This is a genomic window from Kitasatospora sp. NBC_00070 (assembly GCF_045041205.1).
GTDB lineage: Bacteria > Actinomycetota > Actinomycetes > Streptomycetales > Streptomycetaceae > Kitasatospora.
This window is the reverse complement of record NZ_CP108247.1, coordinates 5,612,492-5,635,625: the sequence shown is the minus strand read 5'-3', so window position 1 is coordinate 5,635,625 and position 23,134 is coordinate 5,612,492. Positions and strand designations below refer to the sequence as shown.

Annotated in this window: 26 protein-coding genes; 10 read left to right on the top strand and 16 right to left on the bottom strand. The window is 72.5% G+C overall.

The window, feature by feature from the left end:
* Positions 1-52 precede the first annotated feature (52 nt).
* Genes OHV05_RS25795 through OHV05_RS25785 form a run of 3 tightly spaced genes read left to right on the top strand, consistent with a single transcriptional unit; the run spans position 53 to position 3,554 of the window.
* Complete coding sequence (locus OHV05_RS25795) at positions 53-1,606, top strand: TldD/PmbA family protein (RefSeq protein ID WP_405019765.1); 1,554 nt, start codon at positions 53-55, stop codon at positions 1,604-1,606.
* Positions 1,606-3,003: a metallopeptidase TldD-related protein gene (locus OHV05_RS25790; protein WP_405019764.1), complete on the top strand. Its 1,398-nt coding sequence runs from the start codon at positions 1,606-1,608 to the stop codon at positions 3,001-3,003. Before OHV05_RS25795 ends, OHV05_RS25790 begins: the two co-directional genes overlap by 1 nt.
* Positions 3,000-3,554: an RNA 2'-phosphotransferase gene (locus tag OHV05_RS25785; protein WP_405019763.1), complete on the top strand. Its 555-nt coding sequence runs from the start codon at positions 3,000-3,002 to the stop codon at positions 3,552-3,554. Before OHV05_RS25790 ends, OHV05_RS25785 begins: the two co-directional genes overlap by 4 nt.
* Here OHV05_RS25785 and OHV05_RS25780 read toward each other — a convergent pair.
* On the bottom strand, positions 3,537-3,803 hold the full coding sequence (locus OHV05_RS25780; RefSeq protein ID WP_405019762.1) for a GlsB/YeaQ/YmgE family stress response membrane protein: 267 nt from the start codon (positions 3,801-3,803) through the stop codon (positions 3,537-3,539). The two genes, OHV05_RS25785 and OHV05_RS25780, sit on opposite strands and share 18 nt — an antisense overlap.
* 146 nt (positions 3,804-3,949) lie before the next feature.
* Here OHV05_RS25780 and OHV05_RS25775 point away from each other — a divergent pair, with 146 nt between their 5' ends.
* Together OHV05_RS25775 and OHV05_RS25770 are read left to right on the top strand one after the other, a co-directional pair.
* Complete coding sequence (locus OHV05_RS25775) at positions 3,950-4,318, top strand: DUF3099 domain-containing protein (RefSeq protein ID WP_405019761.1); 369 nt, start codon at positions 3,950-3,952, stop codon at positions 4,316-4,318.
* Between the two features lie 273 nt (positions 4,319-4,591).
* On the top strand, positions 4,592-4,837 hold the full coding sequence (locus tag OHV05_RS25770) for a hypothetical protein (RefSeq protein ID WP_405019760.1): 246 nt from the start codon (positions 4,592-4,594) through the stop codon (positions 4,835-4,837).
* Between the two features lie 7 nt (positions 4,838-4,844).
* Here the strand turns inward: OHV05_RS25770 and moaA are convergent, their stop codons facing one another.
* From moaA to OHV05_RS25750, 4 genes are all read right to left on the bottom strand, one after another.
* The gene (gene moaA, locus OHV05_RS25765; protein ID WP_405019759.1) at positions 4,845-5,834 is read right to left on the bottom strand and encodes a GTP 3',8-cyclase MoaA; all 990 of its coding nucleotides are present in this window, start codon (positions 5,832-5,834) and stop codon (positions 4,845-4,847) included.
* A gap of 114 nt (positions 5,835-5,948) precedes the next feature.
* Positions 5,949-7,559, bottom strand: coding sequence for a cation acetate symporter (locus tag OHV05_RS25760; protein ID WP_405019758.1), 1,611 nt, complete (start codon positions 7,557-7,559; stop codon positions 5,949-5,951).
* Positions 7,556-7,909 (bottom strand): DUF485 domain-containing protein, encoded by a 354-nt coding sequence (locus OHV05_RS25755; protein WP_405019757.1) that lies wholly within the window; start codon positions 7,907-7,909, stop codon positions 7,556-7,558. Before OHV05_RS25755 ends, OHV05_RS25760 begins: the two co-directional genes overlap by 4 nt.
* A 208-nt stretch (positions 7,910-8,117) precedes the next feature.
* The gene (locus OHV05_RS25750) at positions 8,118-9,161 is read right to left on the bottom strand and encodes a zinc-dependent alcohol dehydrogenase family protein (RefSeq protein ID WP_405019756.1); all 1,044 of its coding nucleotides are present in this window, start codon (positions 9,159-9,161) and stop codon (positions 8,118-8,120) included.
* A gap of 168 nt (positions 9,162-9,329) precedes the next feature.
* Between OHV05_RS25750 and OHV05_RS25745 the strand changes: the two genes are divergently transcribed.
* Genes OHV05_RS25745 through OHV05_RS25735 form a run of 3 tightly spaced genes read left to right on the top strand, consistent with a single transcriptional unit; the run spans position 9,330 to position 11,944 of the window.
* Complete coding sequence (locus tag OHV05_RS25745; RefSeq protein WP_403040745.1) at positions 9,330-10,319, top strand: DEDDh family exonuclease; 990 nt, start codon at positions 9,330-9,332, stop codon at positions 10,317-10,319.
* Positions 10,320-10,349: 30 nt separating this feature from the next.
* Positions 10,350-11,153 carry an SURF1 family protein gene (locus OHV05_RS25740; protein WP_405019755.1) on the top strand — a complete coding sequence of 268 codons (804 nt, stop codon included), beginning with the start codon at positions 10,350-10,352 and terminating at the stop codon, positions 11,151-11,153.
* 29 nt (positions 11,154-11,182) lie between these two features.
* Positions 11,183-11,944 carry an SDR family oxidoreductase gene (locus OHV05_RS25735; RefSeq protein ID WP_405019754.1) on the top strand — a complete coding sequence of 254 codons (762 nt, stop codon included), beginning with the start codon at positions 11,183-11,185 and terminating at the stop codon, positions 11,942-11,944.
* A 190-nt stretch (positions 11,945-12,134) separates the two neighbouring features.
* Here the strand turns inward: OHV05_RS25735 and OHV05_RS25730 are convergent, their stop codons facing one another.
* From OHV05_RS25730 to OHV05_RS25690, 9 genes are all read right to left on the bottom strand, one after another.
* A complete protein-coding gene (locus OHV05_RS25730; RefSeq protein ID WP_405019753.1) occupies positions 12,135-12,752 on the bottom strand; it encodes an alkaline shock response membrane anchor protein AmaP in 618 nt (205 codons plus the stop codon).
* Positions 12,749-13,282 (bottom strand): DUF6286 domain-containing protein, encoded by a 534-nt coding sequence (locus tag OHV05_RS25725; protein ID WP_405019752.1) that lies wholly within the window; start codon positions 13,280-13,282, stop codon positions 12,749-12,751. The genes OHV05_RS25730 and OHV05_RS25725 overlap by 4 nt, the downstream gene beginning before the upstream one ends.
* On the bottom strand, positions 13,279-13,599 hold the full coding sequence (locus OHV05_RS25720; RefSeq protein WP_405019751.1) for a hypothetical protein: 321 nt from the start codon (positions 13,597-13,599) through the stop codon (positions 13,279-13,281). The genes OHV05_RS25725 and OHV05_RS25720 overlap by 4 nt, the downstream gene beginning before the upstream one ends.
* Positions 13,599-13,790: a hypothetical protein gene (locus OHV05_RS25715; protein ID WP_403040739.1), complete on the bottom strand. Its 192-nt coding sequence runs from the start codon at positions 13,788-13,790 to the stop codon at positions 13,599-13,601. Before OHV05_RS25715 ends, OHV05_RS25720 begins: the two co-directional genes overlap by 1 nt.
* Positions 13,791-13,815: 25 nt before the next feature.
* Positions 13,816-14,274, bottom strand: a complete 459-nt coding sequence (locus OHV05_RS25710; RefSeq protein ID WP_405021542.1) for an Asp23/Gls24 family envelope stress response protein — start codon at positions 14,272-14,274, stop codon at positions 13,816-13,818.
* Positions 14,275-14,450: 176 nt separating this feature from the next.
* Entirely contained in the window at positions 14,451-15,257 is an 807-nt protein-coding gene (locus OHV05_RS25705) for an enoyl-CoA hydratase/isomerase family protein (RefSeq protein ID WP_405019750.1), read from the bottom strand.
* A gap of 240 nt (positions 15,258-15,497) precedes the next feature.
* Positions 15,498-15,731: a helix-turn-helix domain-containing protein gene (locus tag OHV05_RS25700; RefSeq protein ID WP_405019749.1), complete on the bottom strand. Its 234-nt coding sequence runs from the start codon at positions 15,729-15,731 to the stop codon at positions 15,498-15,500.
* A gap of 341 nt (positions 15,732-16,072) precedes the next feature.
* Entirely contained in the window at positions 16,073-17,671 is a 1,599-nt protein-coding gene (locus OHV05_RS25695; RefSeq protein ID WP_405019748.1) for an ABC-F family ATP-binding cassette domain-containing protein, read from the bottom strand.
* Positions 17,672-18,085: 414 nt separating this feature from the next.
* Positions 18,086-19,003: a hypothetical protein gene (locus OHV05_RS25690; RefSeq protein ID WP_405019747.1), complete on the bottom strand. Its 918-nt coding sequence runs from the start codon at positions 19,001-19,003 to the stop codon at positions 18,086-18,088.
* 185 nt (positions 19,004-19,188) lie between these two features.
* Here OHV05_RS25690 and OHV05_RS25685 point away from each other — a divergent pair, with 185 nt between their 5' ends.
* Positions 19,189-20,070 carry a neutral zinc metallopeptidase gene (locus tag OHV05_RS25685; RefSeq protein ID WP_405019746.1) on the top strand — a complete coding sequence of 294 codons (882 nt, stop codon included), beginning with the start codon at positions 19,189-19,191 and terminating at the stop codon, positions 20,068-20,070.
* Between the two features lie 149 nt (positions 20,071-20,219).
* Positions 20,220-21,293 (top strand): glycoside hydrolase family 26 protein, encoded by a 1,074-nt coding sequence (locus OHV05_RS25680; protein ID WP_405019745.1) that lies wholly within the window; start codon positions 20,220-20,222, stop codon positions 21,291-21,293.
* Here OHV05_RS25680 and OHV05_RS25675 read toward each other — a convergent pair.
* Both OHV05_RS25675 and OHV05_RS25670 read right to left on the bottom strand, forming a co-directional pair.
* Positions 21,270-22,427 carry a GNAT family N-acetyltransferase gene (locus tag OHV05_RS25675; RefSeq protein ID WP_405019744.1) on the bottom strand — a complete coding sequence of 386 codons (1,158 nt, stop codon included), beginning with the start codon at positions 22,425-22,427 and terminating at the stop codon, positions 21,270-21,272. The two genes, OHV05_RS25680 and OHV05_RS25675, sit on opposite strands and share 24 nt — an antisense overlap.
* Positions 22,424-23,113 (bottom strand): lipopolysaccharide biosynthesis protein, encoded by a 690-nt coding sequence (locus OHV05_RS25670; protein WP_405019743.1) that lies wholly within the window; start codon positions 23,111-23,113, stop codon positions 22,424-22,426. Before OHV05_RS25670 ends, OHV05_RS25675 begins: the two co-directional genes overlap by 4 nt.
* Between the last annotated feature and the right edge of the window lie 21 nt (positions 23,114-23,134).

Here is a 23,134-nt window from a genome sequence, read left to right as displayed (position 1 = left end):
TGCCCCTGCCCGGGGCGCCCGCCGCCGTTCGTCCCCCGACCCAGGGAGCCCGATGCCCCCGACGCCCAGCGCAGGCCGTACCCAAGGCCGCGCCGTCGATCCGCTGTTCCTCGCGTACCCGCTGCGCACCCTCGCCGACGCCGCCCTGGGCCGGGCGACCGCGTTGGGCGCCGCCCATGCCGACTTCCGGCTGGAGCGGGTCCGCAGCGCCGCCTGGCGGCTGCGGGACGCCCGCCCGGCCGGCTCTTCCGACAGCGTCCAGCTGGGCTTCGCGGTCCGGGTGCTGCTGGACGGCGCCTGGGGCTTCGCGGCCGGTGTCGACCTGACCCCGGAGGCGGCCGTGCTGGTCGCCGAGCAGGCCGTCGCGGTGGCCCGGCTGTCCGGCGGGATCAGCCGCGCGGCCGGCGGCACCGACCTGGTCGAGCTGGCCGAGGAGCCGGTGCACGCGGACGCCACCTGGGTCTCCGCGTACGAGATCAACCCGTTCGACGTGCCGGACGCGGAGAAGACCGCGCTGCTGGCCGAGTGGAGCCGGCGCCTGCTGGCCGCCGACGGCGTCTCGCACGTCTCGGCCTCGGTGCTGACGGTGCAGGAGAACAAGTTCTACGCGGACACCGCGGGCACCGTCACCACCCAGCAGCGGATCCGGCTGCACCCGACCGTGGACGCCACCTCGGTGGACGAGCGGACCGGCGCCTTCGACTCGATGCGCACGCTGGCCCCGCCGGTGGGTCGCGGCTGGGAGTACCTGCTCGGCACCGGCTGGGACTGGAACGCCGAACTCGCCGAGCTGCCCACCCTGCTGGCCGAGAAGATGAAGGCGCCGAGCGTCGAGGCGGGCCGCTACGACCTGGTGATCGACCCGTCCAACCTGTGGCTGACCATCCACGAGTCGATCGGCCACGCCACCGAGCTGGACCGCGCGCTCGGCTACGAGGCCGCGTACGCGGGCACCTCGTTCGCCACCTTCGACAAGCTCGGCTCGCTCAAGTACGGCTCCGAGCTGATGCACGTCACCGGTGACCGGACCGCCGAGCACGGCCTCTCCACCATCGGCTACGACGACGAGGGGGTGGCCACCCAGAGCTGGGACCTGGTCCGGGACGGCGTCCTGGTCGGCTACCAACTCGACCGGGCGATGGCCAGGTTGAAGGATCTCGGCCGCTCCAACGGCTGCGCCTACGCGGACTCCCCCGGGCACGTCCCGGTGCAGCGGATGGCCAACGTCTCGCTCCAGCCGGCCGCCGACGGGCCCAGCACCGAGGGCCTGTTCGCCCAGGTGGAGAACGGGCTGTACATCGTCGGCGACCGCTCCTGGTCGATCGACATGCAGCGGTACAACTTCCAGTTCACCGGCCAGCGCGCCTACGCCATCAAGGACGGGCAACTGGCGGGCCAGGTCAAGGACTTCGCCTACCAGGCCACCACCACCGACTTCTGGGGCTCGATGAGCGCGGTCGGCGGCCCGGAGACCTACGTGCTCGGCGGTGCCTTCAACTGCGGCAAGGCCCAGCCGGGCCAGGTCGCGGCGGTCAGCCACGGCTGCCCGTCCGCGCTGTTCCGCGACGTCAACGTGCTCAACACCCAGCAGGAGGCGGGTCACTGATGCCCTACATCCACCCGCACGAGCTGGTCGAGCGCGCGCTCGAACTTTCCCGGACCGACGGCTGCGTGGTGATCGCCGACGAGGAGTCCACCGCCAACCTGCGCTGGGCCGGCAACGCGCTGACCACCAACGGCGTCACCCGCGGCCGCCGCCTCACCGTGATCGCCACCGTGGACGGCGCCGAGGGCACCGCCTCCGGCGTGGTGGCCCGCGAGGCCGTCACGCTGGACGAGGTGGAGAGCCTGGTCCGGGCCGCCGAGGCCGCCGCCCGCGACGCGGGCCCGGCCGAGGACGCCCAGCCGCTGGTACCGGTCCGCGAATCCTCCGCGGACTTCACCGCACCGCCGGCCGAGACCTCGGTCGAGGTCTTCGCGGCCTTCGCCCCGGCACTCGGCGAGGCGTTCGCCCGGGCCCGCCGGGACGGCCAGCTGCTCTACGGCTTCGCCCGGCACGAGCTGACCAGCAGTTACCTGGGCACCTCCACCGGCCTGCGGCTGCGGCACGACCAGCCGACCGGCACGGTCGAGCTGAACGCCAAGACCGGCGACCTGACCGGCTCCGCCTGGGCCGGCGCCGCCACCCGCGACTTCACCGACGTGGACGTGGCCGCGCTGCACGCCGAGGTCACCAAGCGGCTGGCCTGGGGCGCCAAGAAGATCGACCTCCCGGCCGGCCGGTACGAGACGCTGCTGCCGCCCACCGCGGTCGCCGACCTGATGGTCTACCTGAGCTGGTCCTCCGGCGGCCGGGACGCCGCCGAGGGGCGCACGGTCTTCTCCAAGCCCAACGGCGGCACCCGGATCGGCGACCGGCTCAGCCCGCTGCCGCTCACGCTGCGCTCGGACCCGGCCCACCCGGGCCTGGAGGCCGCGCCGTTCGTGCTGACCCGGTCCTCCGGCGAGGACAGCTCGGCCTTCGACAACGGCCTCCCGCTGACCGCCACCGACTGGATCACGGACGGCGAGCTGACCAACCTGCTGACCACCCGGCACTCCAGCGGCCTGACCGGCCTGCCGGTCACCCCGGCGATCGACAACCTGGTGCTGACCGTCCCGGACCAGGAGGGTGCCCCCACCCTGGACGAGATGATCGCCCGCACCGAGCGCGGTCTGCTGCTCACCTGCCTCTGGTACATCCGCGAGGTGGACCCGGCGACCCTGCTGCTCACCGGCCTGACCCGGGACGGCGTCTACCTGGTCGAGCACGGCGAGGTGGTCGGCCAGGTGAACAACTTCCGCTTCAACGAGTCCCCGGTGGACCTGCTGAACCGGATCACCGAGGTCGGGCGGACCGAGCCCTGCCTGCCCCGCGAGTGGGGCGACTGGTTCACCCGCACCGCGATGCCGCCGGTCCGGGTGGCCGACTTCAACATGAGCTCGGTCAGCCAGGCGTCATGACCACGGACGCGAAGCGGACCGTACGGGTCTCCAAGACGCTCTCCCGGGTGCTCCGGCACGACCCGGCCTCGATCGGCGTGACGCTGGACGAGGCCGGCTGGGTCGCGGTCGACACCCTGCTCGCCGCGCTGGGCAGGCACGGCACCCGGGTCGACCGGGCCGAGCTCGACCACGTGGTGGAGACCAACAACAAGCGCCGCTTCGCGTACTCGGAGGACGGCTCGCGGATCCGGGCCAGCCAGGGCCACTCGGTGGCGGTCGACCTCGGTCTGTCCGCCACCGAGCCGCCACCGGTGCTCTACCACGGCACCACCGGGCGGAACCTGGAGGCGATCCACCGGGACGGCCTGCGGCCGATGAGCCGTCAGGACGTCCACCTGTCCGCGGACACCGAGACGGCCGTGCGGGTGGGTTCCCGACACGGCCGTCCGGTGGTGCTGGTGGTGGACGCCGCCGCGATGGCGGCGGCCGGTCACGAGTTCCGGGTCAGTGCCAACGGGGTCTGGCTGACCGACGCGGTCCCCGCGGAGTACCTACACCCGCTTGCGTGAGCTCCAGACCGGGGCGATCACCACGATCAGCAGCACGGCGGCACCGAGCTGGAAGGCGTGCCGCCACCAGTCGAAGCCCCGGGTGTCGGCCACCCCGAACAGGTGGGCGACCAGATTGCCCAGCAGTGCCCCGACCATGCCGAGCACCATGGTCAGCCAGATCGGGATGTCCTGCTTACCGGGGATCACCAGCCGGGCGATGCCGCCCAGGATCAGCCCCTCGATCAGCGCCGAGATGATCGACCACATGTCAGCTCCCGAGAGCGCGGGCCGCCGACGGTCGGCGGTGCTGCCCTTCTGGACCACAGTTTTTGCCCCACCCGGCCCATCCGCACCTCGGGTGGGCCGTTTCATGCCCCCGCTCTCCTCCGACCGTGTGAACCAGGCGTACGGTGATGACGCCGAACCAGGGTGCCGACGAGGGTGGTAGCAGCATGGGCAAGCGGGGCGAGGTCTTCCGGATCACCGGGGCGCGGAGCAGTCTCTCCGAGGACGTCCGGGGGCGCCAGCGGCGCTACGTGATCTCGATGCTGGCGCGCACGCTGTGCGTGCTGCTCGCGGTGGTGCTCTGGGACGTGCAGCGGTACCTCGCGTTCGCGGCGCTCGCCGGCGCGGTGCTGCTCCCCTACTTCGCGGTGCTGATCGCCAACGCCGGGCGGGAGCGGGCCCCGGGTCTGCCGAGCACCTTCGCGGTGCCCGCCGACACCCCGCTGATGCTCGGCCCGGGCGGCACCGGCGGTGGCGGCGACCGGGGCGCGGCTTGATCCGACTGCCCGATTTGCCGCCGTATCAAGCGATTTGACCGACAGAAAGCTCAGAACAAGCTCAGATTAATCTTGGCAGAGCTAGGCACACGGGCGGTCGAGCGTGACATACTGCGTACGCGCTCCGCATCCCCCGTCGGAGCGACAGACCGACGCCGGGCGGCTCCCCCCGTGGCTGCCCGGCGTCGTCATGTCCTGCTCCGGGCGGGTGCTGACGGGCCGGGTGCGAGACTGGCGGTGCACACTCCCGCCACGGCTCCAGGACGGCACACCATGGACACCCCCGCGCTCAGTCTCTTCGGCGGCCCGACCGGTCCCGAGGGCCCGCCGGTCTGCTCCGGCAAGGGCTGCCGTCGGCCCGCCGAGTGGGTGCTGGTGTGGAACAACCCGAAGCTGCACACCCCGGACCGCCGGAAGACCTGGCTGGCCTGCGAGGACCACCGCGAGCACCTGTCGCAGTTCCTGGGCGTGCGCGGCTTCCTGCAGGAGACCGTCGCCTTCGACCGGTGGCAGGGCTGACCGGCCGTCAGCCGCCGATCGCCGACATCGGGCGCTCGGGCTGCAGGAACTCGGGGTCGTCGATCCCCGCGCCCGCCTTCTTGCCCCACATCGCGGCCCGCCAGAGCGCCGCGATCTCGGCGTCGCTGCCGCCCTCCCGCAGGGCGGTGCGCAGATCGGTCTCCCCGGTCGCGAACAGGCAGTTGCGGACCTGACCGTCGGCGGTCAGCCTGGTCCGGTCGCAGGCCCGGCAGAACGGCCTGGTCACCGAGGCGATCACGCCCACGCTCGCCGGGCCGCCGTCCACCAGCCAGCGCTCGGCGGGCGCCGCGCCCCGGGCGGCGGACGGCTCCGGGGTGAGCGCGAACCGGGTGCCCAGTCGCTCCAGGATCTCCTCGGCGGTGACCATCTGCGAGCGGTCCCAGCCGTGTTGGGCGTCCAGCGGCATCTGCTCGATGAACCGCAGCTGGTAGCCGTGCGCCAGGCACCAGGCCAGTAGGTCGGGCGCCTCGTGGTCGTTCACCCCGCGCATCAGCACCGCGTTCAGCTTCACCGGGGTCAGCCCGGCGGCCTCGGCGGCGGCCAGCCCGTCCAGGACGTCCTGGTGGCGGCTGCGGCGGGTCAGGGTCCGGAAGACCTCCGGGTCCAGGGTGTCCAGCGAGACGTTCACCCGGTCGAGGCCGGCCGCCTTCAGCGCGGCGGCGGTCCGGGCCAGGCCGATCCCGTTGCTGGTCAGCGAGAGCTCCGGGCGCGGCGCCAGCTCGGCGCAGGCGGCCACGATCGCCACCAGCCCGGGCCGCAGCAGCGGCTCACCACCGGTGAACCGGACCTCGGTGACGCCCAGGTCGGTGACCGCGATCGAGACCAGCCGGACGATCTCCTCGTCGGTCAGCAGCTCGCTCCGGCCGAGCCACTGGAGCCCCTCCTCGGGCATGCAGTACGTGCAGCGCAGGTTGCACCGGTCGGTCAGGGAGACCCGGAGGTCCACGGCCTGTCGGCCGAAGGTGTCGAGAAGCACGATGTCGGCCCCCTTCCCAAGGAACACGGCTGGCCCGGCCACCGAAGGTGGTGGGCCGGGCCAGCTTAACTCCGTGACCCCCCGGGACAGCAGCGCCGTCCGCCGGGCGGGACGTCAGTGCGCGCCGAGACCGGTCAGCGAGCGGACCTCCAGCTCGGCGGCCTTGACCGGATCGGCCTTCTCCTTGGAGAGCAGGGTGCCGATCAGACCGGCCAGGAAACCGACCGGGATCGAGACCAGACCCGGGTTCTCCAACGGGAACCAGTGGAAGTCGCTGTGCGGGAAGAGCGACTTGTCGGTGCCGGAGACCACGGTGGAGAAGAACACCAGGGTGACCGAGCTGATCAGGCCGGCGTAGACCGAGCTGACCGCGCCGACGGTGTTGAAGCGCTTCCAGAACAGCGAGTAGAGCAGGGTCGGCAGGTTGGCCGAGGCGGCCACCGCGAAGGCCAGCGCCACCAGCGCGGCGGTGTTGAGCTTCTCCGCGAACAGGCTGAGCACGATGGCGACCGCGCCGATCCCGATCGCGGCCAGCTTGGCCGAGCGGACCTCCTCCTTCTCGCCGGCCTTGCCGCGCCGGATCACGTTGGCGTACAGGTCGTGGGCGAACGAGGCCGAGGAGGCCAGGGTCAGCCCGGCCACCACGGCCAGGATGGTGGCGAAGGCGACGGCCGAGATGACCGCCAGCAGGATCGCGCCGCCGGTGGTGCCGCTGCCCCCGCCGAGGTGCTCGGCCAGCAGCGGGGCGGCGGTGTTGCCCGCCGCGTTGGACGCCTTGATGGTCTTCGGGCCGACCAGCGCGGCGGCGCCGAAGCCGAGGGCCAGGGTCATCAGGTAGAAGCCGCCGATGATGCCGATCGCCCAGAGCACCGACTTCCGGGCCGCCTTGGCGGTGGGCACCGTGTAGAACCGGACCAGGATGTGCGGCAGCCCGGCGGTGCCAAGCACCAGCGCCAGGCCCAGGCTCAGGAAGTCCAGCTTGCTGGTCTCGGTGGCGCCGTACTTGAGCCCCGGTTCCAGGAAGGCCGAGCCCTTGCCCGAGGCGTCGGCGGCGGCGCCGAGCAGCGCGGAGGGATTGAAGTTGTACTTGGCCAGCACCAGCACGGTCATCAGCGCGGTGCCCGCGATCAGCAGCACCGCCTTGACGATCTGCACCCAGGTGGTGCCCTTCATGCCGCCGATCGCGACGTAGATCACCATCAGCGCGCCGACCGCGACCACGGTCCAGCGCTTGGCGCTGTCCCCGCTCACCCCGAGCAGCAGGGCGACCAGCGAGCCCGCGCCGACCATCTGGGCCAGCAGGTAGAAGATCGACACCACGATGGTGGAGATGCCGGCGGCGGTGCGCACCGGGCGCTGCCGCATCCGGAACGCCAGCACGTCGGCCATCGTGTAGCGGCCGGAGTTGCGCAGCGGTTCGGCCACCAGCAGCAACGCGACCAGCCAGGCGACCAGGAAGCCGATCGAGTACAGGAAGCCGTCGTAGCCGAACAGTGCGATCGCCCCGGCGATGCCGAGGAACGAGGCGGCCGACATGTAGTCGCCGGAGATCGCCAGGCCGTTCTGGAAGCCGGTGAAGCCCCGCCCGCCGGCGTAGAAGTCGGCGGCGTCCTTGGTCTGCCGCCCGGCCCAGATGGTGATGCCCAGGGTGGCCAGCACGAACAGGCCGAACAGGGTCATGGTCAGGCCGCGGTGTTCGGTCGCGGCGGTGGCCAGGTCGTTCATTCGCCCGCCTCCCGGGGGTTGATGACGGTGGCCCGCTCGCGGATCAGGGTGGCGGGCGGGTCGAGGCGGCGGTCGGCGAAGCGCGCGTACCAGGCGGCGATCGCGAAGGTGCTGGCGAACTGCAGGAGTCCGAGCAGCAACGCCATGTTGACGTGGCCGAACAGCTTGATGCCCATGAAGGCGGGGGCGTAGCTGGAGAGCAGCACGTAGAGCAGGTACCAGAGCAGGAACCCGGCGGTGACCGGGAAGACGAATCCCCGGAAGGTCTTCCGCAGGGCGACGAACTCGGCGCTCTCCTCGATCAGTTGGAGGTGGGTCGGGGCGCTGTCGGCGGTGGGTGGGCTATCCATTCGGCGTCTCCTGTGTGTTCGGGCGGCACTGGGGGAAACGAGGGGACGTGAGGGGCGTCACAGTCGCGGATCCGCTGCATGCTAGGGCCTACGAACGGCCCGTGACAGACCCCGTACCGAACTTTGATCAGAAGCCGTCAAGAAGACGTCACATGGCGGCACCGCCCAGCGGTGCCGCCATGTGAGTGAGCGTCAGACTACGGCTGCCTCAGAAGGCGATCCACACCTTCAGCGCCGAACGGTCGTCCATCGCCCGGTAGCCGTCCGGCACCCCGTCCAGGTCGACGGTGCGGTCGAAGACCAGGCCCGGGTTGATCGTCCCGGCCAGCACGTCGGCGAGCAGCTCGGGGATGTACGCGCGGGCCGGCGCGACGCCGCCGCCGACCGAGACGTTCCGGTTGAACATCTGGCCGATGTCCACGCCCGCGCTGCCGCCGTGCGGGACGCCGACGTAGCCGACCCCGCCGCCGTCCCGGGTGATCGAGATCGCGGTGCGCATCGACTCCTCGGTGCCGACCGCCTCCAACACGGCGTGCGCGCCCTGACCGCCGGTCAGCTCGCGGACCGCCTCGATCGCCGCCTCGCCGCGCTCGGCCACCACGTCGGTGGCGCCGAACGCCCGGGCGATGTCGGTCCTGGCCTGGTGCCGGCCGAGCGCGATGATCCGCCCGGCGCCCAGCCGGTGCGCGGCCAGCACGCCGCAGAGGCCGACCGCGCCGTCGCCGACCACGGCCACCGTGGCGCCGGGCCGTACGCCCGCCGAGACGGCCGCGTGGTGACCGGTGCTCATCACGTCGGACAGCGCCAGCAGCGAGGCGAGCAGCTTCTCGTCGCCCACCGCCTCCGACGGCAGCTTCACCAGCGTGCCGTCGGCCCACGGCACCCGGACCGCCTCGCCCTGGCCGCCGTCCGAGCCGACCTCGCCCCAGAAACCGCCGTGCGGGCAGGAGGTCTGCAGACCCTCGCGGCAGAACTCGCAGATCCCGTCCGACCAGACGAACGGCGCGACCACCAGGTCACCCGCCCGCACCCCGGTGACCTCCCGGCCGACCTCCTCGACCACGCCGAGGAACTCGTGCCCGATCCGCTGACCGGGCTGACGCGCCGCCACACCCCGGTAGGCCCACAGGTCGCTGCCGCAGATGCAGGCGTTCACCACCCGGACCACCGCGTCGGTCGGCCGCTCGATCCTGGGGTCGGGAACCTCCTCGATCCGGATGTCGTTCGGGCCGTGGATCACGGTGGCGCGCATGAGGGATCTTCCTTCTGCCTGGTGCGTTGTGCGGGGTCGCCCTGGTAGGACCACTCCGGGTCCCACGATATTCCGGGGTGTCGCGTACGCCACTTTCGGCGCTCGCAGGCGGTCCGGAATCCGCCGAACGACCTTGGGTGTGGGCGCGCGCCCTTAAGCTGGTCCACCATGTACGCGATCCAGTCCCCGAGCGGCGAACCCACCTGGGCCGCGCCGCTCCCGGCGCAGCGCAGCACCGAGCACGGTCAGGGCTTCGCCGTGGTCGACGTCGAGACCACCGGGCTCGGCCGCACCGACCGGGTGATCTCCGCCGGTGTCTACCAGCTGGACGCGCACGGCGAGGTCACCGACCACTGGTACACCCTCGTCAACCCCGAGCGCGATCCCGGCCCGACCTGGATCCACGGCCTGACCAGCCGGGAGCTGGCCGGGGCGCCGACCTTCCCGGAGATCGCCGCCGAGCTGGGCGAGCGGCTGGCCGGGCGGGTGATGGTGGCCCACAACGCGCTCTTCGACTGGAACATGATCTCCCGGGAGTACTCGCGCGCCGGGCTGCGCGCCCCGGTGGAGCAGCGGCTCTGCACCATGGTGCTCTCCCGCGACCTCGGCCTGCCGCTGCCGAACGGCAAGCTGGCCAGCCTGGCCGAGTACTTCGGCGTCCAGCAGCGCCAGGCGCACAACGCGCTGGACGACGCCCGGGTACTGGCCGAGGCGTTCCGCCCCAGCCTGCAGCTGGCCCGCCAGGTCGGGGTGCCGCTGCCGCTGACCAACTGCGTGGCCGTCACCGACCTCGGCGAGGACGCCTCCGCGCCGGCCAGGTCCGGCTTCTCCTCGTCCTACCGCCCGAGCCGCAAGCGGCCCGCCTGCCCGTACCCGAACCCGGGCCGCTGGGCCGACGGCAGCCCGCTGATGCAGGGCATGCGGGTGGCCATCACCGGCGACACCGCCACCGACCGCGAGCTGCTGGAGGACCGCGCGATCGAGGCCGGCCTGCACATCGCCTCCTCGGTCAGCCGCCTGACCAGCCTGCTGGTCACCAACGAGGCGGGCAGCTGGAGCGGCAAGGCCCGCAAGGCCCGCGAGTTCGGCACCCCGGTGGTCGGCGAGGACGCCTTCCTGCACCTGCTCCGCGAGGTGGTCCCCCACCCCGGTGTGTGAGCGCGGTGTAGGTGCGCGTAGTTTGCCGATGTGTACCGATTTCTGCTCTCCTGGCGCTGGGCGGCGTTCGCCCTGCTCGCCGCGCTGCTCGTGCCGACCATGGTCGAGCTGGGCTTCTGGCAGTTCCACCGGCACCAGGACCGGGTCGCCCGCAACGGGCTGATCACGCAGAGCCTGACCGCCGCGCCGGTCCCGTTCGACTCGGTCTCCAAGCCCGGTTACACCGTGCCCAAGGACCTCACCTGGCGCACCATGAGCGCCACCGGGCAGTACGACCCCGGCCACGAGTTCGTGATCCGCAACCGGACCGAACCCGACGGCAGCAGCATCGGCTACTTCGTCATCACCCCGCTCACGCTGGCCGACGGCAACGGCTCGGTGCTGGTCAACCGGGGCTGGGTGGAATCCGGCGGGGACGCCGCCAGCTACCCCACCGTCCCCGCGCCGCCCACCGGTCAGGTCACCGTGACCGGCCGGCTGCGCGCCGACGAGACCCCCGAGAGCAGCGGCATCAAGGTCCGCGGCAAGCTGCCGGACCGTCAGTTCCAGCTGATCAACAGCGGCCGGCAGGCCGAACTGACCGGCGGCCGGCTGCTCGGCGGCTACCTCGAACTCGCCGCCTCCAGCCCGGCCCAGGGCGACTCCCCGATCCTGCTCTCCGAGCCCGACCACTCCTCGATCGGCCCGCACATGGCGTACGCCGTCCAGTGGTGGCTGTTCGCCGGACTGGTCCCGGTCGGCCTGGTGGTGCTGGCCCGCCGCGAGGCCCGCGAAGGTCCGGACACCGAGGCGGAGTCCGAGGCCGGGGCCGACCCCGCGCCGGTCGCCGTCTGACGCTCCGTCCATCGGGCAGGATGGCCCTCATGGATCTCGGACTTCAGGACAGGGTGTACGTGGTGACCGGCGCGACCCGGGGCCTCGGCCTCGCCTCCGCGCGCGAACTGGTCGGCGACGGCGCCAGGGTGGTGCTCAGCGGCCGCACCAAGGAGGCCGTGGACAGGGCGGTGGCCGCCCTCGACGCCCCCGGCCGGGTGCACGGCGTGGTCGCCGACAACACCGACCCGGCCACCGCCCAGCAGCTGGTCACCGCCGCCCAGCAGACCTTCGGCCGCCTGGACGGCGTCCTGGTCAGCGTCGGCGGCCCGACGGCCGGCACCGTGCTCGACACCACCGAGGCGGACTGGCAGCACGCCTTCGAGACCGTGGTGCTCGGCGCCCTGCGGATCGCCCGCACCGCAGCCGCCGCCCTCGGCGAGGGCGGCGTGATCGCCTTCGTGCTCTCCACCTCGGTCCGCCAGCCCGTCCCCGGCCTCGGCATCTCCAACGGCCTGCGGCCCGGTCTGGCGATGGCCGCCAAGTCCCTCGCCGACGAGCTCGGCCCCCGCGGCATCCGGGTCCTCGGTCTGCTCCCCGGCCGGATCGACACCGACCGGCTCCGCGAGCTCGACGCCCTCGGCGGCGACGCCGGTGCGGCCCGCGCCCGCGCCGGTGCCACCATCCCGCTCGGCCGCTACGGCACCCCCGAGGAGTTCGGCAAGGTCGCCGCCTTCGCGCTCTCCCCCGCCGCCTCCTACCTCACCGGCATCATGCTCCCCATCGACGGCGGCGCCCTCCGGTCCCTCTAGCCAGGCGCTCAGCCTTTTCTGCAGACGGCTCCACCAGGGGCTCGGGGCTCTGCTGATGTGCGGCTCCGCCGCGTGGGCGACGCCGGCCCTTGCAAGGTGATCCGTGCGCAGGTGGTCAGGCACTTTCGCCTGTGACCCCGGCGCCTATGGTGCAGCCCCGAGCCCCTGGACAGTGCAACTTCCCGCTGCGTCAGACGACCCGGCGGGAGGCTTCCCGGCGGGGGCCCGGGGGTCGGGCGACCTGGAGGCGGAGGTCGGTGGGGAGGTCCCGGCCGAGGGTGGTGCGGGCGTGGGCGAGCGGGCCGGCGTGGAAGTGGTCCACCGCCGTGGCCGGGTCGCCGTCGGGGGTGAGGCGGACGGCCGCCCGCAGCAGCAGCCGCTTCGGACGCCCCGTCAGCCGGGCCTGCACCCGGACCACCTCGGGCAGCGCCACCGTCTCGGTCTCGACCGCGTCGGCCAACGCCCGCGAGCGCACCCGCAACGTCACCCCTTCCGTCGCCACCGGCACCGGCACCGAGCCGGGACCGCTCCGCCGCACCTGGGCGAACAGCCACCAAAGACTGCCCGCCACGGTCAGCCCGAGCACCGCGAACAGCACCGGCCACCACCACGCCTCGCCCGACCACCGGGTCCGCGAGGCATCGCTCAGCACCGGCTGGTCCGGCGAGGTGAGCGGCCACCAGTGCGGCATCCGCACCCCGAGTCGGCCGTAGAGGTCGAGGCCCCCGGCCAGCACCAGCGCCCCGCCGGCCAACAGCAGGACCCCGGCCAGGCCCAGCAGGACCCGGTTCACCGTGCTCCGGCTCATCGCCGCACCTTCCCGGTCCGGACGTCCAGCCGGTTCTCCCCGGCCAGCGGCACCCGGGCCAGCTCCGCCCGCAACTCGCGCTGCACCTCGGCCGGGTCGGCGGACCCGCCCGCCGTGACCTTCGTCCTGGACCGCCGCACCTTGATCCGCACTCCGTCCACCCCGTCCAACTCCCCGGCCCGCCGGGTGAGCAGGGCGGCCACCCCGGCCCGGTCGATCACCGCGCCGGGCTGCCGGAGCGCCAGCCAGCGCCGCATCCCGGGCGCCACCGCCAGACCAAGCAGCAGCACCCCGAGCAGCACGGCCGCCCCGGCGGAGACCAGCACCACCGGGTCGTCCAGGTGCAGGGTGGCCAGCCGGTCCGCGGTCTCGGCCCGCCAGGGGCGGGCCCGGTGGCCGGTGCGGACGGCCGCCGCGTCGTACAGCAGGCCGCCGCCGACCACCAGCGCGGCCACCACCACCAGCGCCGTCCAGCCGGTCCGGGTCGAGCGCAACCGGCGGACGCGGGGCCGGGCCTGATCCACCGTCATACCGTCGGCACCAGCCGTTCGACCACCACCACGACCTCGCCGACCGGGCGTCCGGTCAGCGTGGCCAGCTCGGCCGCCACCGCCACCCGGACCTCCGTGGCCAGCACGGCCAGGTCGGCCGGGAACGGCAGTTCGACCCCGAGGTTCAGCCGGACCGGGTCACCGGCGCCGGTGACCGCGACCCGGCGGACCGCGCCGGACCCGCCGAGCGCCTGCCCCGCCGCCCGTTCGGTCAGCCGGACCAGCACCCGGTCGGCGATCCGCAGCCGGCCGCGCTCGGCGGCCGGCCGCGCGGCGGGAACCACTGCCGCCGACATCAGCGGCGCCGGTCGCGACCGCGCAGCAGTTCACCGAGGTCACCGAGATCGAGGTCGCCCTCGATCAGCCGGCCGGCCACGAAGCCGACCCCACCGAGGACCGCGACCAGCAGGAAAGCGGCGAACCCGCCGAAGTACCCGGCAAAGCCCAGGGCCATCCCCACCACCAGCCCGATCAGGCCGAGATTCATCCGCCTCTGCTCCTGTCCTGTTGCTCTACTGGACCCTGGGCCGCTGACCGCTGCCGGTCACCGGCTCCTCTTCCTCGTCACTGTCCGGCTCGTCGGGCAGGTGGACGTCGTTCACGGCGATGTTCACCTCGACCACCTCCAGGCCGGTCATCCGCTCCACCGCGGCGATGATGTTGGCCCGCACCTCGGCGGCCAGCTTCGGGATCACCACGCCGTACTCGACGATCAGCGCGATGTCGATCGCGGTCTGCTTCTCGCCCACCTCGGCCTTGATGCCCCGGCCGACGCTGGACTTGCCGCCGGGCACCCGGTCCCGCATGGCACCGAAGGTGCGGGAGAGCCCGGAGCCGAGCGCGTGGATGCCGGAGATCTCCCGCGCGGCCATGCCGGCGATCTTCTCCACCACGCCGACCGCCAGCGCGGTACGGCCGCGCTCATCGGCGGGCTGCGGGTCGGTGGCCTTGTGGGTGTCGGTCTTCGGCATCGCAGCGGGCGTCGGGGTGTCGGGCATGGCGGGCTCCCTGTCTGTGCGTCCAGCTATATCGCAAATCAGCCCAACTCTGGCATTCCGCCACGACCCCCGCCCGCCGGAGGCCCCCGGACAGCGCAAAGGGCCCACCCCGTCGGGGTGGGCCCTGCACCGGAGGGACTGACCGGCCGTCAGTCCCCGAGGCCCGCCAGGTCGCGCAGGCGGCGGGCCTGGGCGGCCCGCTCGGCGGCGCGCTGCTGCTCGAAGGAGCGCTCGCCCGCCCCCTGGAGCAGCGCCTTGGTCTCGATCACCGCACTGCGCGGTGCGGCCAGCAGCGCGGCGGTCAGGTCCCGGACGGTGTTGTCCAGCTCGGCGGCGGGCACCGCCAGGTTGGCCAGCCCGGTGGCCACCGCCTCCTCCGCGCCGACCCAGCGGCCGGTCGCGCAGATCTCCAGCGCCCGTGCGTAGCCGACCAGTTCGGTGAGCGGCTTGGTCCCGGCCAGGTCCGGCACCAGACCGAGCGAGGTCTCCTTCATGGCGAACTGGACGTCCTCGGCCACCACCCGCAGGTCACAGCCGAGCGCGAGCTGGAAGCCCGCACCGACCGCGTGCCCCTGCACGGCGGCGATGCTGATCACGTCCGGCCGGCGCCACCAGGTGAACGCCTCCTGGTAGGAGGCGATGGTCTCGTCCAGGTCCTTGTCGTCCGCGGCGGCGAGCTCCAGGAAGCTCCGCTCCCCCGGAATGCCCTCGGGGGTGAACATCGCCCGGTCCAGCCCGGCCGAGAACGAGACGCCCTCGGCCCGCAGCACCACGACCCGTACGGTGCCCGGCAGGCTGCGGCCGATCCCGGCCAGCGCGCGCCACATCGCCGGGGACTGGGCATTCCGCCGCTCCGGCCGACAGAGCGTCACCACGGCGGTCGCATCGTCGAGGTCGAGCCGTACTCCGGCCTGCTCCCAGAGCTGCGGGTCGGTGTCCAGGATGGGGGTGGTCATGGCGGTACCTCCGGCGACGGCGCAATTGGCTACCGGAGAGTAACAAAAACCGGCGCCGCCGGACAGGGCCCATCAAGGGCCCGGGTCAACGACACCGGGAAACGACGATCGGCGGTCCGGTTCTCCGGCCGCCGATTCGTCTCGAGCTGCTTGCTGTTCACTGAACTGCTGGCACGCCACTCAAATCAGCACCGCGCACAATCGGCACTGCCCGACCGGGTCGGATTTCCTGACAATGCGTCAGGACCCGGCCGTTGCAGCCACCTTGCTCTTGCCACGCGTGGCACCACCGCGACCTCGGAGGATCACTCCGGACTCGCTCAACATGCGGTGCACGAAGCCGTAGGAGCGGCCGGTCTCCTCCGCCAGCGCGCGAATGCTCGCGCCGGAGTCGTATTTCTTCTTCAGATCGGCCGCGAGCTTCTCACGCGCGGCACCAGTTACCCGGCTGCCCTTTTTCAGAGTCTCGGCCACCCGTGCCTCCTCGTAGCTTTGCTCGGTCAGATTCCCATGATCACCCATAGCCAGGCTCCTGGCCACCCATTCGACAAGGTCGATACCGGGAAAGCGCAGTCTGCCGGTCGTGATCGCAGCGCACAAGGGCGCTCACTGAGGGTGCTCGCGCCCCCTCGGGCGGCGGCCGACCGGCTGCGGCGGGGGACGAAATTGCTGATCAGCACGGGCGGGCCGGGGACTGAACACAGCTCCACCAGCAGGGGAACTCTCCAAACGGAATCCGGGACTCTCCCATTCCCGGATTCCGTCGGTGACCGGCTTTTCTACGCCGGAGAAGGTACTCGCCGTCTACCCGACGGTCAGGCCAGCGCCACCAGGTCCAGGTACCCGGGGCTCCACAGGTCCTCGACGCCGTCCGGCAGCAGGATGATCCGCTCGGGCTGGAGCGCCTCGACGGCGCCCTCGTCGTGGGTCACCAGGACCACCGCACCGGAGAAGGTGCGCAGCGCGCCGAGGATCTCCTCGCGGCTGGCCGGGTCGAGGTTGTTGGTGGGCTCGTCGAGCAGCAGCACGTTGGCGCTGGAGACCACCAGCGAGGCCAGCGCGAGCCGGGTCTTCTCGCCACCGGAGAGCACCCCGGCCGGCTTGTCGACGTCGTCGCCGGAGAACAGGAAGGAGCCGAGGATCTTCCGGATCTGCACCAGGTCGGTGTCCGGCGCGGCGGACCGCATGTTCTCCAGCACCGTCCGCTCCGGGTCGAGCGTCTCGTGCTCCTGCGCGTAGTAGCCGATCTTCAGGCCGTGGCCGGGAATCACCTCGCCGGTGTCCGGCTGCTCGACGCCCGCGAGCATCCGCAGCAGGGTGGTCTTGCCGGCACCGTTGAAGCCCAGGATGACCACCCGGGAGCCCCGGTCGATCGCCAGGCCGACGTCGGTGAAGATCTCCAGCGAGCCGTACGACTTGGAGAGTCCGCTGGCCGTCAGCGGCGTCTTGCCGCACGGGGCCGGGTCCGGGAAGCGCAGCTTGGCGACCTTGTCGGAGGCCCGGACCTGCTCGAGGCCGGAGAGCAGCTTCTCGGCCCGGCGGGCCATGTTCTGCGCGGCGACGGTCTTGGTGGCCTTGGCCCGCATCTTGTCGGCCTGCGAGTTGAGCGTCGCGGCCTTCTTCTCGGCGTTGGCGCGCTCGCGCTTGCGGCGCTTCTCGTCGTCCTCGCGCTGCTGCTGGTACTGCTTCCAGCCCATGTTGTAGATGTCGATCTGGGACCGGTTGGCATCCAGGTAGAACACCTTGTTGACCACGGTCTCGACCAGTTCGACATCGTGCGAGATCACGATGAAGCCGCCCTTGTACGTCTTCAGGAAGTCCCGCAGCCAGACGATCGAGTCGGCGTCCAGGTGGTTGGTGGGCTCGTCGAGCAGCAGGATGTCCGAGTCCGAGAACAGGATCCGGGCCAGCTCGACCCGGCGGCGCTGGCCACCGGAGAGGGTGTGCAGCTGCTGGCCCAGGATGCGGTCCGGCAGGCCCAGCGCGGCGGCGATGGTGGCGGCCTCGGCCTCGGCGGCGTACCCGCCCTTGGTGAGGAACTCGGTCTCCAGGCTGGCGTACTTCTTCATCGCCTTGTCCCGGGTGGCGCCCTGGCCGTTGGCCATCCGGTCCTCGTTCTCGCGCATCTTGCGGAGCACGGTGTCGAGGCCACGGGCGGACAGGATCCGGTCGCGGGCCAGCACGTCCAGGTCGCCGGTCCGCGGGTCCTGCGGGAGGTAGCCGACCTGGCCGGTGCTGGTGACGCTGCCGCCGGCCGGGATGCCCTCGCCGGCCAGCACCTTGGTGAGCGTGGTCTTGCCGGCGCCGTTGCGGCCGACCAGGCCGATCCGGTCACCCGGGGCGATCCGGAAGTTGGCGGACTCGATCAGGACGCGGGCGCCGGCGCGCAGCTCCAGGGCATTGGCGGAAATCATGGCTGTGGGAACTCCTGAGACAGGCGGGGCGGCGGGATGTGGACGGGGCTGGGGTGAGGCGCCTCGGGCGCCGCTCGCCCGCTAATGCCCGGAGAGAACAGCCATGCCGCCCAGTCTACCGGCACCCGTCCAGGAGCTTTTCTGGCAGGCGCTCCGCTTTGGGCAGGGCGTTCGGTTGCACGACCCAGGGGCTCGGGGAACTGCGAGGAGATCTGGCGTTCGGGTCACTGCGAAAGTACCTGACCACCCACGCGACGATCACCTGTTCCGAGGCTAGCGTCGCAGTTCCCCGAGCCCCTGACTCTTCCGAGCCACCTGCCAGAAGGTCGGCGTCGCCCACGCGGCGGAGCCGCACATCAGCAGAGCCCCGAGCCCCTGGTGGTGCACCACGTGCCAAAAGGTCGGGCGTCGGCGTCAGCCGGTCGGGCAGCCCGGGGTGGGGTGGAGGGCGGCGAAGGGGACGGTGCAGGTGGATTCGGGGACGGCGAGCTTGGTGTCGTAGGTGCGGGTGCCCAGGACGGGGCCGTCCTCGATGGTGACGCGGGAGTCGTCGAGGCGGCGGAGCTGCACGTTGGGCCCGACGTCGAGCTGGAAGGTGCGGGCGGAGAGCCGGAAGCCGGTGATGCCGCCGGGCAGCGGGTTGCCCGCGCCGTTGGTACCGGTGCAGGAGCGCGGCACCAGGACCGCGTAGGCGGTGTGCACCGCCCGCAGCGGGTCGTACGAACACCCGGCCAGTGGGCGGGAGTTGAAGCGGAGGTCGCCGTCACTGTCGCGGAAGCCCATGGTCAGGGCCGGGGTGACCACCGCCACCCAGGTCTCCTCGCCGTCGACCGGCTGGAGGGCCGCTGCGGCCCGCCGGACCGAGCCGGCCAGCTTCTCCTCGCCGGTCCGCTCGACGCCCTCCTTGAGGTCGGAGCCGTGCAGCCAGTCGGCCAGTCCGGGGACGGCCCGGTGCCAGCGGACCTCGTGGTCGCTGGGGCGGACCGAGGTGACCATGCCGTCGTCCCAGATCACCACGGCGCTCTCGCCGACCATCACCTGGTGCAGTGCGGTGGCGCCCTCCCGGCGGTAGGACCAGAGGTGTTCGCCGCTCAGCCGGTCGAAGGCCTCCAGACCGGGGCCGACCCGGAGCTCCGGGCTGCCGGCCGAGCGGGTCTGGGCGCCGACCGGGCTGGCCTCCATGCCCTGGGTGTCACCCGGCTTGACCAGGACGTCGCCGAACGGCACCGGGCGGTTGGCGTGCGCGGCGGCACCCACCCCGAGGACCGCCAGGACGGCGAGCGTGGGCAGCACGGATCGACGGATGAGGGCACGCAACGGCTTCCTGGACACTGGCGGAGCGTACCCAACCCGCGCGCCCCGCGTCAGCCAGGCGCGACGGCGCGCCCCGTCCCGGGCGGCGTCCGGCGGGCCGCCGCACAGGCCGGAAGCCCAGGTCGGCCAACGCGCGACCGTCCCTGAGCGCGGCTAGGGTGCGACTGCGGTCACTGGACGGACTGTTACAGAGGTGGTACGCGATGCAGTTTGACGACCAGGCGGATCTCGACACCTCGCAGGTGCAGGACCGGCGCGGGATGTCCGGCGGAAAGGTCGCGCTGGGCGGTGGTGCGGTGGGGATCGTCGGGTTGATCATCGCGCTGCTGCTCGGGGTGGACCCGAGCACCCTCGGGGTCTCCGACGGCGGTGGCGGCACCGCCGGGCAGACCTCGGCGGGCCAGGTGCAGGACAGCTGCAAGAAGGGCTCGGACGCCAACCAACGGCAGGACTGCCGGATGGTCGCGGTGGTGAACAGCGTGCAGAACTTCTGGCAGAGCGAGTTCACCCGGCGGGCCGGGGCGTACCAGCCGGCCGAGACGGTGCTGTTCACCAACCAGGTGCAGACCGCCTGCGGGGCGGCGAGCTCGGCGGTCGGGCCGTTCTACTGCCCGGGCGACCGGAAGGCGTACTTCGACCTCGGCTTCTTCAACGAGCTGAGCAGCCGGTTCGGCGCCAAGGGCGGACCGTTCGCGGAGGCGTACGTGGTGGCGCACGAGTACGGGCACCACATCCAGAACCTGACCGGGCAGATGAAGAAGGTCGGCCAGGACCGGCAGGGCGCGAACAGCGGCTCGGTGAAGCTGGAGCTGCAGGCCGACTGCTACGCGGGGGTCTGGGCGTACGCCGCGACCCGGACGCCGCAGGCGAGCACCGGGCGGCCGCTGATCACCTCGCTGACCGACGCGGACATCGCGGCCGGGCTGGACGCGGCGGCGGCGGTCGGCGACGACCGGATCCAGCAGCAGGCCCAGGGGCGGGTGAACCCGGAGAGCTGGACGCACGGGTCCTCGGCGCAGCGGCAGCAGTGGTTCACCACCGGGTACCGAACGGGTGACATGGCGCGGTGCGACACGTTCGGGTGACCGGACCGCCGATCCCGCCGGTCTGCTGGGCCAACCCCCTGCGCGACCTACCACTATCGAGTGACATGAGGCTTTTCTGACGGTCTGTGGGATTACCGTCGTGCCTACGGGCCGGACGGGCCCGGCACGCCGTCCCGAGGAGAAGACCCATGCGATTGGCCCGCCTGACGCTGGCCGCCGCCGCGCTGCTGTTGGTGACCACGGCGAGCGTTCCCTCCGGTACTCCGCTGAGCCAGACCGAGCGGCACACCGCCCTCTCCTCGGACGCCATCGAACCGCGCGGCGCGGCCCCCCGCCCGGCCGTCCAACGGGCCAGGCACGAGCCGCCGTTCGGCGCCTTCGTCGGATCGTGGGACAACTACATCCCGAACGTCGCCCGGATGGCCACCTGGCTGAACGGGGCCGACATGCAGGTCGGCCACACCTACCTGGCCGGCAACGGCTGGGGGGACGTCGAGGGCGAGACGGTGGTGCTCGGCCTCTGGTCGCAGTGGAAGCTGGCCGACCCGCAGCGCAAGCTGGTGCTGGGCGTGCCGATGCTGGTGCCGAACGAGAACAACACCCCGGACGCCGAGGTGGCCAGGCTGCTGGCCCGGGCGAACAAGGGCGAGTTCGACCTGCACTTCCTCAAGCTGGCCAGGAAGCTGGTCGCGCTCGGCGGGCAGGACACCATCCTGACGTTGGGCTGGGAGATGAACGGCACCACCTACACCAGCCGTTGCAAGCCCGACCCGACGGCTTGGAAGGCGTACTGGCGGCGGATCGTGACGGTGATGCGCTCGGTGCCCGGGCAGCACTTCCAGTTCGACTTCAACCCGACCCGGGGGCTGGACGCCATCCCGTGGACGCGCTGCTACCCGGGCGACGACGTGGTCGACATCATCGGCATGGACAGCTACGACCAGCCGGCCGGCGGCACCTTCGACGAGTACGTCTCCGAGCCGTACGGGCTGCAGGACCAGGTGGAGTTCGCCGCCAAGCGCGGCAAGCCGGTCTCGTACCCGGAGTGGGGGCTGTTCCGCAACGGCGACAACCCGGAGTTCGTCCGGCGGATGGTGGAGTGGATGCGCACCCACGACACCGCCTACCAGACCGTCACCGACTACTGCCCGCACGGCTTCTGGCAGTGCGACCGGAATCCGAGGTCGTCCGCGGCGTACAAGCAGCTGATGTCCGGCTCGAAGGGGGCCACCGCACCGTCAGCTCCGCATCCGGGCCAGTAGCACCCGCTTCACCCCCGGCAGCCTGGTGCGCAGCTGGTGCACCAGGGCCTGCCTGACCCGGACCCGGACCGCCCGGCCGGCCGCCCACGGGGCGAGCCGGCCGGGGCCCAGCACCAGCCGCTGGTTGGGGAGTTGGTCGGGGCGCCAGCGCTGCTTGTACGGCTCCTGGCCGCGCAGCAGGCTGAGCACCGGGATCTCGGCCGCCCGGACCTCGTCCAGCGCGGCGCCGAACAGCAGCCCGGCGATGTCGAGCCGCTCGCGCAGCGCGGGCTTGGCGCCGTACATGTACAGGCCGCCGAACGGCGGGCTGAGCAGCAGCAGGTTCACCGCGACCAGCTCGCCGTCCAGGTGGAACCGGTGGACCGCGGCCCGGCCGGTGGCGACCAGTCCGGTGGTGGACTCGACCAGGTGGGCGGCGAACCGTTCGGTGCGGTGCTCGGGGGTGACGCCGCGGTCCTGCCACTGCTCGATGTGCAGCCGGAGCAGGCCCGCGATCGCCTCCGGCACCTCGGCCGGGGTGGCGCTGCGGACCTCGATGCCGGACTCGGCGATCTTGCGCTGCTTGACCCGGCTGCGCTGGGCGGTCTTGCCGGGCAGCCGCTTGAGCAGCTCCTCCATCGGCACCGCCGGGAGGTACTGGCAGAGCGAGTCGGCGAACCGGTGCCGGCGGCCCCTCCACTGCCGGAACACCTGCTGGACGGCGGCCTCCGGGCGCACCTCGCGCAGCTCCAGCGAGTGCCAGGGGCGGGTCAGCGGCAGCGCGGCGGCCAGTTCGGCGGCGGCCCGGTCGGCGCAGGAGTCGTCCAGCAGGACGTCGGTGAAGTCCACCAGGCCCGCGCCGAGGTTGGTCAACCCGCCGAACGGGCCCCGGCGTCGCAGGGCGGCGGCGGCCACCAGCCGGTCGTCCCGGCGGACCAGCACCAGCACCAGCGCGCCCGGGCGGCCGTAGTGGCGCCACCAGGAGGCCAGCCAGGCGGCCGACTGGAAGGAGGTGGCGGTGGCGCAGCGGGCCGCCAGGCCGTCCCACTCGGCGGCGATCCGGTCCAGGGCGTCGTCCGCCCGGCAGACCTCGGCGCGCCAGCGCGGGGCGCTGCTCTGCGCGGGCAGCGAACCGACGGAGAGTTCGGTGGTCATCCACGGCTCCCGGTCTGCTGCGGCTCCTTGGCCGCGGTCTCCGCGCGGCCCTTGGGGACCTCCGGCGAGAGCGGGACGGTCTGCTCGGACGGGGTCCCCTCGGTGGCCCCGGGCCCGGCGGCGCCGGCCGCCTTCGGGCGACGGGTCATCAGCACCAGCGCGCCGAGCAGCAGCCCGCCGGCCGCGCCGACCGCGACGTCCAGCTGGGCGGAGGGGGTGGCCGGGCGGTCCGGTACGGCGGCCCCGGCCAGCGGGACCAGCTTGACGCCGGTCTCCTTGGTGCTGGTGTTGGCGAAGGCGATCAGCGACTTGGCCACCGCGTCGGCGGCCCGCGCGGCATCGACGCCCTCGCTGCCGGAGCCGGTGATCTCGATCACCGGGGCGTCCGGCGAGGTGGTCCCCCGGACCAGCTCGGCCAGCTCGTTGATGGTCCGGCCGGTCTCGGCCGCCGCACCCGCCAGCACCTGCGGCTGGCCCGCCAGCCGCCCGTACGCCTGGGCGAAGTTGACGGCGGTGGCACCCTCCCCCGGCCCCTGCGGGACCACCACTACGTAGGAGTTGGCGGCGTAGCCGGGGTGCGAGACGACGGCGTATCCGGCGCCGGCCATGGCACCCAGCGGCACGGCGAGCGCCACCGGCCACCAACGGCGGGTCAGGGTGCGCGCGCGCCTGCGCAGTTCGGACATGGGAAGCTCCTTGGCTAGAAC

Bases quoted from the DNA above. Each gene is read 5' to 3' on its own strand.
- OHV05_RS25795 (WP_405019765.1), top strand. From the start codon at position 53: ATGCCCCCGACGCCCAGCGCAGGCCGTACCCAAGGCCGCGCCGTCGAT.
- OHV05_RS25790 (WP_405019764.1), top strand. From the start codon at position 1,606: ATGCCCTACATCCACCCGCACGAGCTGGTCGAGCGCGCGCTCGAACTT.
- OHV05_RS25785 (WP_405019763.1), top strand. From the start codon at position 3,000: ATGACCACGGACGCGAAGCGGACCGTACGGGTCTCCAAGACGCTCTCC.
- OHV05_RS25780 (WP_405019762.1), bottom strand. From the start codon at position 3,803: ATGTGGTCGATCATCTCGGCGCTGATCGAGGGGCTGATCCTGGGCGGC.
- OHV05_RS25775 (WP_405019761.1), top strand. From the start codon at position 3,950: ATGACGCCGAACCAGGGTGCCGACGAGGGTGGTAGCAGCATGGGCAAG.
- OHV05_RS25770 (WP_405019760.1), top strand. From the start codon at position 4,592: ATGGACACCCCCGCGCTCAGTCTCTTCGGCGGCCCGACCGGTCCCGAG.
- OHV05_RS25760 (WP_405019758.1), bottom strand. From the start codon at position 7,559: ATGAACGACCTGGCCACCGCCGCGACCGAACACCGCGGCCTGACCATG.
- OHV05_RS25755 (WP_405019757.1), bottom strand. From the start codon at position 7,909: ATGGATAGCCCACCCACCGCCGACAGCGCCCCGACCCACCTCCAACTG.
- OHV05_RS25750 (WP_405019756.1), bottom strand. From the start codon at position 9,161: ATGCGCGCCACCGTGATCCACGGCCCGAACGACATCCGGATCGAGGAG.
- OHV05_RS25745 (WP_403040745.1), top strand. From the start codon at position 9,330: ATGTACGCGATCCAGTCCCCGAGCGGCGAACCCACCTGGGCCGCGCCG.
- OHV05_RS25735 (WP_405019754.1), top strand. From the start codon at position 11,183: ATGGATCTCGGACTTCAGGACAGGGTGTACGTGGTGACCGGCGCGACC.
- OHV05_RS25730 (WP_405019753.1), bottom strand. From the start codon at position 12,752: ATGAGCCGGAGCACGGTGAACCGGGTCCTGCTGGGCCTGGCCGGGGTC.
- OHV05_RS25725 (WP_405019752.1), bottom strand. From the start codon at position 13,282: ATGACGGTGGATCAGGCCCGGCCCCGCGTCCGCCGGTTGCGCTCGACC.
- OHV05_RS25720 (WP_405019751.1), bottom strand. From the start codon at position 13,599: ATGTCGGCGGCAGTGGTTCCCGCCGCGCGGCCGGCCGCCGAGCGCGGC.
- OHV05_RS25715 (WP_403040739.1), bottom strand. From the start codon at position 13,790: ATGAATCTCGGCCTGATCGGGCTGGTGGTGGGGATGGCCCTGGGCTTT.
- OHV05_RS25710 (WP_405021542.1), bottom strand. From the start codon at position 14,274: ATGCCGAAGACCGACACCCACAAGGCCACCGACCCGCAGCCCGCCGAT.
- OHV05_RS25705 (WP_405019750.1), bottom strand. From the start codon at position 15,257: ATGACCACCCCCATCCTGGACACCGACCCGCAGCTCTGGGAGCAGGCC.
- OHV05_RS25695 (WP_405019748.1), bottom strand. From the start codon at position 17,671: ATGATTTCCGCCAATGCCCTGGAGCTGCGCGCCGGCGCCCGCGTCCTG.
- OHV05_RS25685 (WP_405019746.1), top strand. From the start codon at position 19,189: ATGCAGTTTGACGACCAGGCGGATCTCGACACCTCGCAGGTGCAGGAC.
- OHV05_RS25680 (WP_405019745.1), top strand. From the start codon at position 20,220: ATGCGATTGGCCCGCCTGACGCTGGCCGCCGCCGCGCTGCTGTTGGTG.
- OHV05_RS25675 (WP_405019744.1), bottom strand. From the start codon at position 22,427: ATGACCACCGAACTCTCCGTCGGTTCGCTGCCCGCGCAGAGCAGCGCC.
- OHV05_RS25670 (WP_405019743.1), bottom strand. From the start codon at position 23,113: ATGTCCGAACTGCGCAGGCGCGCGCGCACCCTGACCCGCCGTTGGTGG.